Here is a 14433-nt window from a genome sequence, read left to right on the forward strand (position 1 = left end):
ATACTTAAATAGAAAAATTGTTTATTTTCGGGAGGTAATGGACTATGAAGTACGGTATTGTGGCATTTCCATCAAAAAAATTGCAAGATTTAGCGAACACTTATCGCAAACGATATGATCCACACTATGCGAAAATTACACCGCATATAACGTTAAAGGATAGCTTCGATGCGTCTGAAGAAGAGATTCAAACCATCGTCAAGCAATTAGATGAACTTGCTGCTAAATATGCACCATTAAACATTCATGCATCTCGCATAAGTTCGTTTTTCCCTACAACCAATGCAATTTACTTCCGCATTGAACCAACTGAACAATTAGCAGCATTCCAACATGCTCTGCAAGAGAAAATCCCTTATGGGGAAACGAAACATGTATTTGTTCCTCATATTACAATCGCTCAAAAAATGTCAGACTCCGAGCATGACGACATCTTCGGACAATTACGCATGACTGGCGTTGATGAAAAGGATACAATTGATCGCATTCATCTTTTATACCAATTAGAAGATGGTTCATGGACAACATACGAAACATTCCGTTTGTCTGGAGCTGAGTGATGATTGTATAACGTTAAAATTGTTGAAACAAAGCACGAATACGATGATGCCTTCGCTATTCGTAAAAAAGTTTTTGTTGAGGAGCAGGGTGTTCCGCTTCATCTAGAATGTGATGCAGAGGATGCAACAGCAACACATTTCATTATGTATAATCATGATGAACCAGTCGGAGCAGCACGTTTACGTAGTATTGACAATACTACAGCTAAAATTGAACGTGTTTGTATTTTACAATCTCAGCGCGGCAAAAAATTAGGAGCATTAATTATGAATGAAATGGAGAAACATGCCATTTCCATTAATAAAAAAACTTTAAAGCTTCATGCCCAAAGCTATGCGATTCCCTTCTACGAAAAGCTTGGCTATACGGTAACCTCTCCTGAATTTATGGATGCAGGCATTCCACATCGTGCAATGGAGAAATTAATTTAATCAATCTCTCGGTTACAATTGGCCAGAGGTGCCATCCTGCTTTTTTTAGTACCTAGCAAGTTGAAATGGTGTTACGATATGCACTTTTGCATTTATCGTAACACCATTTTTTATAAAGAGACGAATTCGCTTGCCACCATTTATCTACTCTATCGTAACAAGCTGCTTTGCCAAGTAGATATGCCATGCGCTACTTCATCATTCTAGTGATTTTATCGAAATCTAGTGATCCACCATCTTGAATAATAGATTGCACTAATTTATCTTCTAACTCTTGAGTAATGGATCTATTAGATATTTTAGCAACACGTCGTACAATTTTTCTTACTTGCTTTTCATTGGTAAAATCCGCATGTTGAATGGCATTGGCTAATGCGAAGATTTCATCCATCGATACACCTGTTTTTTGCTCAATCGAATTAAAAAACGAGCGATGCATGTTTTCCCTCCTATCATTAAACTCAAATTGACCTTGCATCTTGCACGAAACATTTCACAAATGGTGGAGGCCTTAACTTTATTTAGTTTTAAGCTCCCACTAAATAAAAGTTAAAGCCTTAACTATATGTTTATCAAATTAGATATAAGTAGCGCCAACAATAATTAATAGAATAAATAGGACAACAATTAGAACGAATGTAGAACCATAGCCATAGTTGTTGCCTCCGCCTCCAGAGTAACCCCCACAATAGCTATTATTCCAGCCACCAACATTATTTCCATACGGTTGTGAGCACCAGCCTTGATATCCCATAAAAGCACCCCTCCCTTCTACAACCTATAATATGTTTCGGTTGTAAAAATGGGAGGGGTATTCGTCTAGTCAATATTTCCTTTTGGTTTAAAAATTAATGCACCAATAAAGCCAAAAACAATAGCTGCGCTGATTCCCGAGCTTGTTACTTCAAACATTCCTGTTAATACACCCACCAGTCCATGTTTTTCTGCCTCAGCTAATGCCCCATGTGTTAAAGAATTACCAAAGGAAGTAATAGGCACTGTCGCACCTGCACCAGCAAAATTGATCAATGGCTCATATAGGCCCATACCATCTAATATGGCCCCAACAACAACTAATGTGCTGAGTGTATGCCCTGGGGTTAATTTGCCAACATCCATTAATAATTGGCCAATGACGCAAATAATGCCTCCAACAATAAATGCAAATACAAATGTCATTACCATAGTTTTTGCCTCATTTCATCGTAATTTCTATCGCATGTGCTGTACAGGGGATGGTTTCACCTTGCTGATACGATAATGGAGATAATAACGCTCCTGTTGCGACAAGTAATACTCGCTTATAGCTGCCTGCACGCAGTTGTTGAATAACATAACTAAAAAAAACAGCTGCTGAACAGCCTGCCCCACTTGCACCAGATTGGAATGCCTCATCTTGTCCATAAAATTCGGCACCTGCATCACGTAATAATGTTAGCTCTTCATTCTTCACACCGTTTTCAACAAGCATTCCCTTCAATAGTTTTAAACCAAGCTGACCCAAATCACCGGTTAAAATTAAATCATAATGATAAATTTTTTGGTTTCTTTGCTGTAGGTGAGATTGAATAGTTTGGAAGGCAGCTGGTGCCATTGCTGCGCCCATATGAAAAGGATCATCCATACCATAATCTACTGATTTTCCAATCGTTGCTGCTTCTATTGTAGGATACTCCTCACGATGCTTACCGATTAGCGCATAGCCAGCAGCTGTTACAGTCCATTGAGCAGTTTTTGGCTTTTGTGCACCATAATTGATAGGATAGCGGAATTGACGTTCAATTGAATTATGCTGACTAGAGGCACCCGCTAGTGAAAAATTAGCAGCTCCCATCTCTGTTAACAGACACGCAATAATCACTGAAGATACGGATGTGGCACAGGCAGAAAACAATCCAATAAAAGGGATTTCTAAATCTCTTGCTGCAAAATTGGTTGGCGTCATTTGATTGACCAAATCTCCACCCATGAAATAATCGATTTCTCCTTTTTGTACACCAATCTTCTTCATTGCAAATTCACAGGCCTCTTCGATCATTTTGCGATGACCTTGTTCATTGGTTTTCATATCCCAGCGTTCATCATCATAGACGGAGTCGAAATACTGACTAAAAATACTCCGGTTCTCTAAAGGACCAGCTACAACACCACCAGCTAATAGAGATGGCTTCGATTGAAAAACGATTACCATGAAACCACTCCTATCGTCACAAGGATATATTTAATGAGGGCTACGAAAAAAGCAGATACTACCCCAAATAATACGACTGACCCTGCTAATTTAAATAAATTTCCGCCTACTCCTAGGACGAGCCCCTCTGATCGATGTTCGATAGCTGCCGAGATAACGGCATTACCAAAGCCTGTGACAGGTACAGCCGTTCCAGCCCCAGCAAATTGACCAATTTTTTTATAAAGGCCAAGACCTGTTAAAATCATGGCAAAAAACACCATTGTTGCAACAGTTGGATTTCCTGCTGTCGCTTCTGTAAAATTGAAGAAAATAATATAAAAAAGGGACACAGCTTGACCAATTACACATATAAAACCACCAACAAAGAATGCCTTTGCAACATTCTTTAAATAGGGAGGCTTTGGCGTAACATTTTGCTCTAACTGTTGATATTGCTCTTTTTCCATTTAGGTCTCCTCCTTTGCAAGCTCCTTAAGTTCTGTAATTTTATCGCTCAATTTATTATCTTCAATCTGATCCTTTTTTATTTTATTGGCTTCATAAAAAATTTTATAATCAGCTGAGACAAACACTTCTTTGTTTGGATATTTCTCATCAAACTTCTTTTGTAGCTTTTTCTCTAACTTAGTCTTTTTCCACTTTTCCCATGGTTTAATTTGTACTGCAACAAGCATACTATCGTCATATTGGATAACTGTTGAACGATCGACATAGTCTTCCTCTTTAATAAGGGCTTCGACTTCACTTTCATTTTGTAGTGATCCATAGACAATAAATTTTTCTTTTTCAGCACAACCATTTAATAGTGATAAAACGACTAAAAGAGGTAACGACATTCTTAGTAGCCTCAAGTTTTACCCTCCTTTTCTTTACAGTTTCTCCACACATAAAAAAACTATTCATACGAAGATATATACGAAAGCCCGAGTCCAATTTTCAAAAGTACATATTGTAGAAGTAGTAACGAGGAAAGGAGGTGACAATATGGGTTGTGGTAAGCCAACAAATCCTATTGGACCAATCCATTCAGCAGGCTGCGTTTGTGACGTAGTTCGCGCTATTTTAGATATTCAAAATCAAGCGGTGCGAGATGAGTGTTCTCCATGTACAGCTAACTGTTTCTTAGAACCACTAGGCGGGATTGTTAGTCCTGCACGCTCACAAGCAGATACACGTGTATTCATGTTAATTACAAAAGATGGTACTCCTTTCAAAGCATTCTTTAATTCACCAACAGCAGATCCTTGTATCTGTACATCCGTATTCTTCCGCGTAGAAGATATGTTTGATGAGTGCTGTGCGACTTTACGTGTTTTAGAGCCATTATGTACATTTGACTCTAGTGAAAGTACAGTAGACTTATTAAGTCGTGACGGCTGTTGCGTAAACATGAAGAAAATCTGTAAAGTAGATGACTGGAACTCAACAGATAGCTGTATTACTGTAGATTTATCTTGCTTCTGCGCTGTACAATGTATCGCTGATGTTGACTTAGGGATTTGTGACTAATTCTTTCACCTTTGACACACACACATAAAAAAAGTGTACAGCATCCTCTGCTGTACACTTTTTTTATAATGTTGGCAACTTTCTTCCACGCCAAAGTATTTGTTGTATATCTTCAAAATAAATGATTTCCTGTGATTTTAATTCTAATGACGTCAGCATTAAAGAATCACTCTGTACATCTGAAGCAGTACCAGTTAATTTTCTACCATCCTTTAAACAAACTAATAATGGCTGGTAGGCTCTCTGACGAAATGGCTTTTCTAAAAATTGGAGTTGTTTCAGTAAATACGGATCAATTTGTACATCTTCTACTACATCTTCTTTTTCTTCAACTGTTTCCTCTTCGAAAATGTGATCCTTTACATATACAGATGTACTTTCATCCAAATCAAGTTCATGTAACACCTTAGAAATATTTAAAAAATATGATGGTGATTTTATAAACAAGCGTGGTTCTCGATCCACTTTACTCACTTCCCTTTTTTCCATACAATATGCGGAAGTAAGCAAATTGGTTCTTAGCCTATTTGACTTAAGAAAACTGTCGCTAGCCCTAAGTAAATCAAAATACTTGTAATATCATTTAAAGTTGTAATAAACGGCCCTGATGCTACCGCTGGATCTATTTTCAAACGATGCATTAACAACGGTATAAATGAGCCTGCTAATGTCGCTACTAAAATGGATCCACAAAGGGCTGCTCCTACTAGCATTCCTAGAACGAGTTCATGTTTCCAAAAATAAACGATACCAATAACAATTAATCCACAAACAATACCAGACATTAAGCCTGTACCCGCTTCACGAAGTAGTAACTTAAATTTACTATGTTCCTCCACGTCTCCTGTGGCAATACCTCGGATCGCTACAGCTAATGCTTGTGTTCCACTATTTCCGGAAGTCCCTGAAATTAGCGGAATAAAGACAGCTAATAAAGCTACTTTATCTAAAGTATCCTCAAATTGGCCCATTAAATTGGCCGTAAGCATACCTAAAAACAGTAGTACCACTAACCAAGGCAGACGTTTTCTAGCTGCTTGGAATGGAGTTACATCAAACTTATCCATATCCGAAATACCGGCTAATTTTGAGTAATCCTCCGACGCTTCTTCATCAATAACATCAATAATATCATCAACTGTGATAATACCAAGAAGTTCACCTTTATCGTCAATAACCGGTGTTGCTAAGAAATTATAATCCTTCATAATTTGTGCAACCTCTTCTTGGTCATCACCTACATGTACCATGACAACACGTTCGTTCATAATGGAACGAATAAGTGTATCCTCATCAGCAATGATTAAATCACGTAATGAGATAACACCTGTCAAACGGTGTTCTTCATCTACTACAAAAATATAATAAACAGTTTCTGCATCTGGTGCCTCTTTACGTAAAATGGCCATCGCTGAACGTACGGTTGAATTTTCTGGTATAGCGACATATTCAGTGGTCATGATAGAACCAGCTGTATATTCATCATAGCTTAGTAGCTCATTAATTTCTTCAGCCGTTTCCTCATCCATCATTTCTAAATAACTTTCGCGTTGGGCCATATCCAGTTCATTCAAGACATCAGCCGCATCATCAGCATACATATGAGAAAGCATTTCTGCACCATATGAAGGATCCATTTCAGCAAGATATGCTTTATACTCATCATCTTCGATATCGATTGCCTCAAAAATATCAGCCATTTCCGTCGGAGACAAGAACGAATAGATAATCTTCCTTATATCAGGTTCCACCTTTTCGTAAAACGTTGCCTGATCATATGGATGAAGTTCTAAAAACTCATCACGGAATGCGTCAATATTATGTGCTTCGAGCATTTCTCGTAGATGTGCCTCATCAAATTGCACATCATCCTTTTCATTTCTTTCCTCTATCATGCTTGTCCCCTCCTTCCGAGCTTTCATTTATTTTACGGGCAATGCCGTAAATCTACCTTCTATATAATAGAGGGTATTATACCCTTTCTGCAAACCCTTTTTTATATCTTTTCAATGCGTATTTTCATGAACTTCCTTGAAATTGGATATTGCCCCCAAAAAAGTGAAGATTTCTATATTACTATACCTTATATTTGTCATTTATTTATGAAAAAGATGTAAAGAAAATCTCTCCATCCTAATTCTATAACAAAAATGAAGGAGATGCCCGTTGTGCGAACATCTCCTTATGTCATTAATTTAAGCGGAAGATTCATTTAGCAATCTTTGCATATCTTCAGTGAGCAAACTTGAGAACCGTAATGTTTGATTTGTTAAAGGATGCTCCATATCTAAAGACACACAATGCAATGCTTGGCGGCCAATATATTGGCGATTTCCTCCATAAAGTTCATCTCCAATAAGTGGATATCCTAAATAAGACATATGAACACGAATTTGATGCGTACGTCCTGTATGGAGTCGAAGCTTTATATGTGTCATTGGTTCATTATTAAAATAAAACCTTTTTAACACCGTTACATCAGTATGTGAATATTGCCCATCTTGACGTACCTCTCGCTCAATAATGCTGGTTTCTTTGCGTCCAATAGGGGCCACAATTGATTGGACATCTTGTACAACATGTCCATGCACAATGGCTTCATATTGTCTTGAAATTTGACCATGACGTTGAGCAAGCCCCGTTAAATGATGAATATGTGCATGCTTGGCAATACAGAGTAAGCCTGATGTATCTCGGTCTAACCTTGTGACAATATGAGCAGTGGAAGCTAATCCTTGTTGCTGAAAATAACCACAAACTACATTTGCAATGCTATTGGTTGGATGCTCTCGTGAGGGTATCGTACTTTGATGAGCTGGTTTATCAAGGACGAGGATTGCGTCATCCTCATATACGATGGTCAAATCACCATTTTCAATAGCAAGCCCGTCACTTCTTTCCTCAGGGGGAAAGGTCACTTCCACACAATCACCAATATCAAGAACATGTCTTACATTACGTTCAACACCATTCACAGTCAACAAGCCGCCATCAAATTTAATGGCGGTTAAAGCTCGCTTAGAAATACGCCATTCTTGAAGAGCTTCTCGTAATAATTGGCCCTTTTTGTTAGCAATAAAGCGTAGTTTAAATCTTGTATCCATCTTACTCATTCGCGACGAAGGACTCATGCACACGTTCCCAAAATGGGAAGGGGCGGAAACGAGCAAAGCGTACTCTTTCATTTGCTACATTAAATACAATGGCCTTCACATCACCTTGTGTAATTTGTAAATGATCAACGGTCATATTAAAATTCTGATCATTTACTGGACGTAAGACACAATGATGATGCGCTGGTAAAATTAATGGTGAACCAACAGTCCGAAACACACGATTATTAATCGACGCAATTTCTGTGATCTGCAGTGCCGCTAACGTAGGATGGATAATCGCCCCACCGAGCGCTTTATTATAAGCTGTACTACCAGAAGGAGTTGACACACAAAGACCATCTCCACGGAAACGCTCAAACTGATTACCGTTGAGTTCGACATCCATAACAAGTGTTACATCTGGCGATTTGACTGTTGCTTCATTTAAAGCAAGATACGTGTTGGATTCAGCATTATGATGCTCTACCTTTACTTCTAGCAGTGGATACTCTACAACATTAAAGTCTTTTTTAGCAATGGACAAAACTAACTTTTCTAACTCTGATGGCTTCCAATCCGCATAAAACCCTAAATGACCCGTATGAATACCTACAAAGGCTACTTGATCTAATAAATGAGAATATCGATGAAAGGCATGCAACAGCGTACCGTCTCCTCCAATAGAAACTACGATTTCTGGTGTTTCCTCATCATATGTTAAGCCAAAGTCCTGTAAATAGGTTTTAGCTAGCTCCATTAGCTCATTGGATTGTGCATCTCTACGTGATTGTATCGAAAACTTCATTGTGCGTCACGCTCCTTCTCCGATAGTAAATTAGGATTCGATGCCTCTTTGTATTCACTAAAGTAAGCCTGTGCCTCTTGAATTTCACTACGAATTGATGACATTTCCTCATCCAATCGAAATGCTGCCTCTGCTGCACTTTGCAGGCGGTTTTTAATTTCCTCTGGGAACATGCCCTTATATTTATAATTTAAAGAATGCTCAATAGATGCCCAGAAATTCATGGCCAATGTTCGTATTTGAATTTCAGCTAATACTACTTTTTTCCCTTGAATCGTTTCAACCGGGTATTCAACAATCATATGATAAGAGCGATACCCACTTGGTTTATTATGTGTAATATAATCACGTTCTTCTACTACACGCATATCTTTCCTCTGACGAATAAGCTCTGTTACCGTTGCAATATCATCAACGAATTGACACATAATACGAAGGCCAGCAATATCGCCAAGTTCATCACCAAGTTGTTTAGAAGGTTCAAAAGCTAATCCTTTTTCTAACGTTTTATCATATATACTTGCTAAGGGCTTTACACGTCCAGTTACAAATTCAATTGGAGAATTGGCATTCACAATTCCAAATTGAGAACGCATGCCCTTTAATTTTACTTTTAATTCGTCTACTGCTTGTTTATAAGGACTTAAAAATATTTCCCATTGTCCCATTGTAAAAACCTCCCGACATTCGGTCGAACATCACCGTCTGTTCGTTTTGTCTTTCTATTCAGCGAGAATTGTCTTGAAGTGTTGTTCCACCGCTTGGACAAATTCTGCCCCGTAATTGAAATTTCCTTCAATATTATACACGAGCATTTCCAATTCTTCGTAAAAATTTGTCAGTTCAATCGTTTCTTTCCCTATTCGTAGTATTGGATTTTTCTTTTTTTGTAAAATATGTACAAGATTCTCCCAACTACTCGGCGGAAAACGCAAGTAATGATAGTCTTCACCTGCATCAAGTAAATAAATAAATGCAAAGTCATCTGAATCTGCAATGAGTTGTCCAGCAGGTTTTAACTGTAAATTTACTTCATTGTCGTTTAAACTAAAATGAAGTTGATCTTGTTCAAAATTCGATGTTTCTATTGTATAAATTTTACGCACTGCGGTTCCCCTTTTCGTTGTACTCTTCCTCTTATTTTATCACACAGGGTAAATAGTTGCAGTGTGTAAATATTAATTCAAGCGAAACAACGAATGAAAAATAAAAAAATAAATAGGTGAATATAAATGACACAAGAGATTGAAATTGAATTTAAAAATCTATTAACAAAACAACAATATGAGCAGTTATTAGAAGACTTCCACATAAGTCAAAATGCTATTCATCGACAAACAAATCATTATTTTGACACACCTACTCAGGCTATTCGCAAACTACAGAGTGGACTGCGTATTAGACAAATTGGGGATTATTATGAATTTACCCTCAAAGAGAAAAATGCCGAGCACGCTCATCTTGAAACGACGGATGAACTTACAGCAGCACAAGCACAGCAAATGCTAGATGGTAAAGGGTTTTATGCCATAGAGGTAGCTAAAAGATTGGACTTCTATCAAATTCCTTTGGAACAATTGCAGGTTTTTGGTTCTCTCACTACGGATCGTGTCGAAATTCCTTATAAAGAGGGACTTCTCGTTTTTGACCATTCTTACTATTTGCAGTGTGACGATTATGAGGTAGAATATGAAGCAAAAGATGCAATAAAAGGAAATACAATTTTCGACGAATTTTTACAACAATATGGAATTAAAAAACAAGCTACAGATAAAAAAATAGCGCGCTTTATGAAGGCCCTACGAGCACAAAATTCATAATAGTATAAATATAACGGAAGGTGACTAACTCCTTGGATATTCAATCACTAAAATCTTTACTAGAAATTCAAGCATTGCAAACACTTGGCGCTGCTGAAAATTCATCACCAAACAACCTGACTGACAATAATTCTATTTTTTCTGACATGATCAATGAGTTATTAGGAGATGCCTCGACTGCAAGCAATGCCAAATTATCTAGCTTGCTTGCAACAGGGACAGCTAATAATTCAGATTTCGTCAATCAGCTGGCAATGTTAGCAAATACATCCGAATCAAGTCCATTGGAATCATTGCTTTACCAAGGCTCTAATGCTGTTTTTATCCCTGAATCTGTCAAACATGCATTAGCTAACACATCTACTAGTAAAAAGCTTGATTCCTATGTTTCGGATGATGTAATAGGCTCTACCGCTTATGCCAATTCACTAGCAGGAGCTAATCAGTATGCCGCTATTATTGAAAAAGCAGCTGCTACTTATCAAGTACCTGCAAAGCTTATTGCAGCTGTTATAAAACAAGAATCTAATTTTAATCCAACCGTAGTAAGCCATGCGGGAGCACAAGGCTTAATGCAATTAATGCCTACAACTGCTCAATATTTAGGCGTGACAAACGCTTTTGACCCAGAACAAAATATTATGGCTGGAGCGAAATATTTGCGTCAAATGCTAGATAAATTTAATAATGATCCTACACTTGCATTAGCTGCCTACAATGCTGGCGCATCACGTGTTACAAAATATGGAGGTATCCCTCCTTTCAAGGAAACACAGAATTATGTCAAAAAAGTGATGAATTACTTTACGGTGTAAACCGCATATTCCCTGTTCTCTATGCCTTTTCCAACAAATTTCACCCTCTGTGGTGAAATTTGTGCTTTTTTAGCGAACAACAATTCGAAAGAGCTCTTTGTTTGTGTTAACGAAAAGACGTTGATAGAATGAAGGTAGTCACAAGAAATTCACATTTTACTGATGACGAAGTATATCAATTTGCCTCGCTGATAAAACAAGCATTCATAGTCTTCTGTGCCTGACGCTTCGCATTAGGTACAAAAACATTTGTTGGATCAGAAAAAATGATACTTTACGATATAAAGAATTAAAGGAGCATATAACTTATGAGTCGAAAATACACTGTTCCTTATGAGGAGCTGGGAGCTGAAAAACTGGAAGAACTTATTCATGCGTTCTATAAAAGAGTTGCTCAGCATCCTGATCTTATTCCAATCTTTCCAAAGGATTTGACAGAGACAGCCCGTAAGCAAATTCAATTTCAAACACAGTATTTAGGTGGACCCAATCTTTTTACTGAAGAACATGGACATCCAATGATGCGTGCACGTCACATGAATTTTCCGATTACACCTGACCGCGCTCAAGCTTGGCTAGAGTGTATGTCAGAAGCAATGGATGAGGTAGGTTTGGAAGGGAAGTTCCGTGAAACTTATTATCAACGTTTAGTATTAACAGCTCATCACATGGTTAATACGCCTAATGACGATGAGGGGGAATTGTTACGTGAATAATATTCAAATGCTACAAGATCCGACGCCAACGATTTCTACTGCTAATAAGCCAATTGAATTGTATATTTTCGTAGATCCACTTTGCCCTGAAGCTTTCAGTATGCAAGCGACTCTTCGTAAATTACAGCTTGAATACAACCATTATTTTACATGGCGCTATGTTTTAAGCACAGAGCTTACTTCATTAAACTGCTTAAGTAAGCGTGTCAAAGGTTGTATTTCAGGAATCGAACTTGATATTAATCACCCTGTGTTACCTTCTATTGCGATTAAAGCAGCTGAATTACAGGGAAAACGTGCAGGTGCACGCTATTTATCGAAACTACAAGAATATGTTTTATTAAGCCATCAAGATGTAAACTCCTATGCTACTCTTTTAAAAATTGCAGAGGATGTTCAGCTTGATATGAATGAGTTCACTGTAGACTTTGGCTCAAAGGAAGCAGCACGAGCCTTCCAATGCGATTTATATATTAAACGTGAAATGGAAGTTGACGAAGTGCCAAGCATCGTATTTTTCAATGAATGTATTGAAGATGAGGGGCTTAAAGTTAGTGGCAGCTATTCCTATGAAGTTTATGAACATATTTTACAAGAAATGCTGAGCGAACAACTTGTACGCCAGCCATTACCATCAATAGAGGACTTATTTTCTAAATTCCATACTCTTTCTACAAATGAAATAGCTTTTATCTATTCATTAACAGAGCAAGCAGCAGAGCGTGAACTAAAGAAACGCATGCTACAACAAAAACTTGAACGAATTCAGACAACTCACGCTACGTTATGGCGTCTTAAATAATACAATAAGCAACAAGGAAGGGACTCCACTAATTTATAATGGGGTCCCTGTTGCTTTTAATTACTCAAAAAACAAAGAAGCGCCTCTATCCTCGACCGATAGAGACGCTTCTTTTTCACAAAGGGGATGGGAGAAATGTTCACGTTCAAACAAAGGGGTGTATGTTTGTTTTGTGATTTATTTCACAAGAATTACTCTATCATGGAATAATATATTTAGCAATGAAACTAATAGTAGATTCACAAATTTGTCAAATAGAAAGCGATTACAAACAGTATTTATCCAACATGCACACTTTTAAACTGTTTATAAATCAAAAAAAATCATTATTCTTTTATTTCAAATTACACTGACAATAACTAAAAAAGGACTATAGGAATATTCCTACAGTCCTTTTAATTAATTATTTAACAATAATTTTTCCAATTCAGTTAAACGCTCTTCAAAAACCTTACATGCATCGTCAATTGGCTTAGCAACGTTCATATCTACACCTGCAGCCTTTAGTACTTCAATTGGGAAATCAGAGCATCCTGCTTTTAAGAAGTTATTAATATAACGTTCTACAGCTGGTTGACCCTCCTCTAAAATTTGTTTACTTAACGCTGTAGCGGCTGATTTACCCGTCGCATATTGATATACATAGTAATTATAGTAGAAGTGTGGAATACGTGCCCACTCTAAACCAATTTCCTCATCCACAACAATATCATCACCAAAGTACTTTTTGTTTAATTCATAATAAACTTCAGTTAAACGATCTGCCGTTAATGACTCACCATTTTTATCCATTTGGTGAATAAGATGTTCGAACTCCGCAAACATTGTTTGTCTGAATACCGTACTTCTAAAACCATCTAACCAATGATTTAGTAAGTATATCTTTTGTTGAGGATCATCAATTGTTTTCAGTAAATAGTCATTCAATAGCTCCTCATTACATGTAGAAGCAACCTCTGCCACAAAGATTGAATAGTCTCCATATACAAATGGCTGATTGTTTCGTGAATAATAACTATGAACACTATGGCCAAATTCATGTGCTAATGTAAATAGATTATTTACATTGTCTTGCCAATTCATTAAAATATACGGATTCGTACCATATGCACCTGATGAATAGGCTCCACTTCGTTTACCTTTATTCTCTAAAACATCTACCCAACGATTATCCAAGCCGTTTTGCACGATGCTTTGATATTCCTCACCTAATGGTGCTAATGCTTTCACTAAAATATCTTTCGCCTCATCATAAGTAACCTTCATTTCCACTTCTTTAACAAGAGGAGCAAATAAATCCCACATATGCAATTCATCCACACCTAATAACTTCTTACGCAATGAAATATAACGTTGCATTGCTGGTAAATGCTTATGAATCGTTTCAATTAACTGATCATAAACATTTTCTGGAATGAAGTTATTAGACATCGCTGCATGGCGAGCAGAATCATAATGACGAATACGAGCATTTACATTATGCTTCTTTACATTACCAGTTAATGTGGCTGAAAACGTATTTTTAAATTTACCATAAGTCTCGTACATGGCTTTAAACGCACCCTCACGTACAGAGCGATCCTTGCTCTCCAAAAACTTGATATAGTTACCATGTGTAAGCTGTACCTCTTCGCCCTCTTCATTTTTCACATGAGGGAAAACCATATCGGCATTATTTAACATGC

The 14433-nt window shown here is 37.3% G+C and carries 20 protein-coding genes; 7 read left to right on the top strand and 13 right to left on the bottom strand.

Annotated features, from left to right (window positions below; genetic code table 11):
• Positions 1-44: 44 nt before the first annotated feature.
• Both RT445_RS00915 and RT445_RS00920 read left to right on the top strand, forming a co-directional pair.
• Positions 45-560 carry a YjcG family protein gene (locus tag RT445_RS00915; protein ID WP_274795712.1) on the top strand — a complete coding sequence of 172 codons (516 nt, stop codon included), beginning with the start codon at positions 45-47 and terminating at the stop codon, positions 558-560.
• Positions 561-563: 3 nt separating this feature from the next.
• Positions 564-992: a GNAT family N-acetyltransferase gene (locus RT445_RS00920; protein ID WP_274795711.1), complete on the top strand. Its 429-nt coding sequence runs from the start codon at positions 564-566 to the stop codon at positions 990-992.
• Positions 993-1182: 190 nt separating this feature from the next.
• Here the strand turns inward: RT445_RS00920 and RT445_RS00925 are convergent, their stop codons facing one another.
• The 6 genes from RT445_RS00925 to RT445_RS00950 all read right to left on the bottom strand — a co-directional run bounded on the left by RT445_RS00925 (position 1183) and on the right by RT445_RS00950 (position 4037).
• Positions 1183-1431, bottom strand: coding sequence for a stage VI sporulation protein F (locus tag RT445_RS00925; protein WP_274795710.1), 249 nt, complete (start codon positions 1429-1431; stop codon positions 1183-1185).
• A gap of 138 nt (positions 1432-1569) precedes the next feature.
• Positions 1570-1746: a YjcZ family sporulation protein gene (locus RT445_RS00930; RefSeq protein ID WP_274795709.1), complete on the bottom strand. Its 177-nt coding sequence runs from the start codon at positions 1744-1746 to the stop codon at positions 1570-1572.
• 65 nt (positions 1747-1811) lie between these two features.
• A complete protein-coding gene (gene spoVAE, locus RT445_RS00935; RefSeq protein WP_274797271.1) occupies positions 1812-2171 on the bottom strand; it encodes a stage V sporulation protein AE in 360 nt (119 codons plus the stop codon).
• A 16-nt stretch (positions 2172-2187) separates the two neighbouring features.
• On the bottom strand, positions 2188-3183 hold the full coding sequence (locus RT445_RS00940) for a stage V sporulation protein AD (RefSeq protein ID WP_274795708.1): 996 nt from the start codon (positions 3181-3183) through the stop codon (positions 2188-2190).
• A complete protein-coding gene (gene spoVAC / locus RT445_RS00945) occupies positions 3177-3632 on the bottom strand; it encodes a stage V sporulation protein AC (RefSeq protein WP_274795707.1) in 456 nt (151 codons plus the stop codon). Before spoVAC ends, RT445_RS00940 begins: the two co-directional genes overlap by 7 nt.
• Positions 3633-4037: a YhcN/YlaJ family sporulation lipoprotein gene (locus tag RT445_RS00950; RefSeq protein WP_274795706.1), complete on the bottom strand. Its 405-nt coding sequence runs from the start codon at positions 4035-4037 to the stop codon at positions 3633-3635.
• Between the two features lie 133 nt (positions 4038-4170).
• On the opposite strand from RT445_RS00950, the gene RT445_RS00955 reads away from it, so the two are divergent.
• Positions 4171-4695, top strand: a complete 525-nt coding sequence (locus RT445_RS00955) for a CotY/CotZ family spore coat protein (protein WP_008174263.1) — start codon at positions 4171-4173, stop codon at positions 4693-4695.
• A 63-nt stretch (positions 4696-4758) separates the two neighbouring features.
• On the opposite strand, the gene RT445_RS00960 is transcribed toward RT445_RS00955, so the two are convergent.
• From RT445_RS00960 to RT445_RS00985, 6 genes are all read right to left on the bottom strand, one after another.
• Positions 4759-5160 (bottom strand): hypothetical protein, encoded by a 402-nt coding sequence (locus RT445_RS00960; RefSeq protein ID WP_312504825.1) that lies wholly within the window; start codon positions 5158-5160, stop codon positions 4759-4761.
• A 53-nt stretch (positions 5161-5213) separates the two neighbouring features.
• Complete coding sequence (gene mgtE, locus RT445_RS00965; RefSeq protein WP_312504826.1) at positions 5214-6590, bottom strand: magnesium transporter; 1377 nt, start codon at positions 6588-6590, stop codon at positions 5214-5216.
• Positions 6591-6890: 300 nt separating this feature from the next.
• Positions 6891-7799 (bottom strand): RluA family pseudouridine synthase, encoded by a 909-nt coding sequence (locus tag RT445_RS00970; protein ID WP_396631786.1) that lies wholly within the window; start codon positions 7797-7799, stop codon positions 6891-6893.
• Between the two features lies 1 nt (position 7800).
• Complete coding sequence (locus RT445_RS00975; protein ID WP_274795702.1) at positions 7801-8595, bottom strand: NAD kinase; 795 nt, start codon at positions 8593-8595, stop codon at positions 7801-7803.
• Positions 8592-9263 (bottom strand): GTP diphosphokinase, encoded by a 672-nt coding sequence (yjbM, locus tag RT445_RS00980; protein WP_274795701.1) that lies wholly within the window; start codon positions 9261-9263, stop codon positions 8592-8594. The genes RT445_RS00975 and yjbM overlap by 4 nt, the downstream gene beginning before the upstream one ends.
• Before the next feature lie 54 nt (positions 9264-9317).
• Positions 9318-9701, bottom strand: coding sequence for a UPF0738 family protein (locus tag RT445_RS00985; RefSeq protein WP_274795700.1), 384 nt, complete (start codon positions 9699-9701; stop codon positions 9318-9320).
• Between the two features lie 126 nt (positions 9702-9827).
• Between RT445_RS00985 and RT445_RS00990 the strand changes: the two genes are divergently transcribed.
• The 4 genes from RT445_RS00990 to RT445_RS01005 all read left to right on the top strand — a co-directional run bounded on the left by RT445_RS00990 (position 9828) and on the right by RT445_RS01005 (position 12748).
• Positions 9828-10415: a CYTH domain-containing protein gene (locus tag RT445_RS00990; protein ID WP_313469394.1), complete on the top strand. Its 588-nt coding sequence runs from the start codon at positions 9828-9830 to the stop codon at positions 10413-10415.
• A gap of 32 nt (positions 10416-10447) precedes the next feature.
• Positions 10448-11230 (top strand): lytic transglycosylase domain-containing protein, encoded by a 783-nt coding sequence (locus tag RT445_RS00995; RefSeq protein ID WP_312504830.1) that lies wholly within the window; start codon positions 10448-10450, stop codon positions 11228-11230.
• Positions 11231-11538: 308 nt separating this feature from the next.
• A complete protein-coding gene (locus RT445_RS01000) occupies positions 11539-11946 on the top strand; it encodes a globin domain-containing protein (RefSeq protein ID WP_012292959.1) in 408 nt (135 codons plus the stop codon).
• A complete protein-coding gene (locus RT445_RS01005) occupies positions 11939-12748 on the top strand; it encodes a DsbA family protein (protein WP_312504833.1) in 810 nt (269 codons plus the stop codon). Before RT445_RS01000 ends, RT445_RS01005 begins: the two co-directional genes overlap by 8 nt.
• A gap of 399 nt (positions 12749-13147) precedes the next feature.
• Here RT445_RS01005 and pepF read toward each other — a convergent pair.
• The coding region (pepF, locus tag RT445_RS01010; protein WP_313469397.1) for an oligoendopeptidase F at positions 13148-14433 on the bottom strand (1286 nt) is incomplete at its 5' end.

This window comes from Lysinibacillus sp. (assembly GCF_032093475.1).
Taxonomy (GTDB): Bacteria; Bacillota; Bacilli; order Bacillales_A; family Planococcaceae; genus Lysinibacillus; species Lysinibacillus irui.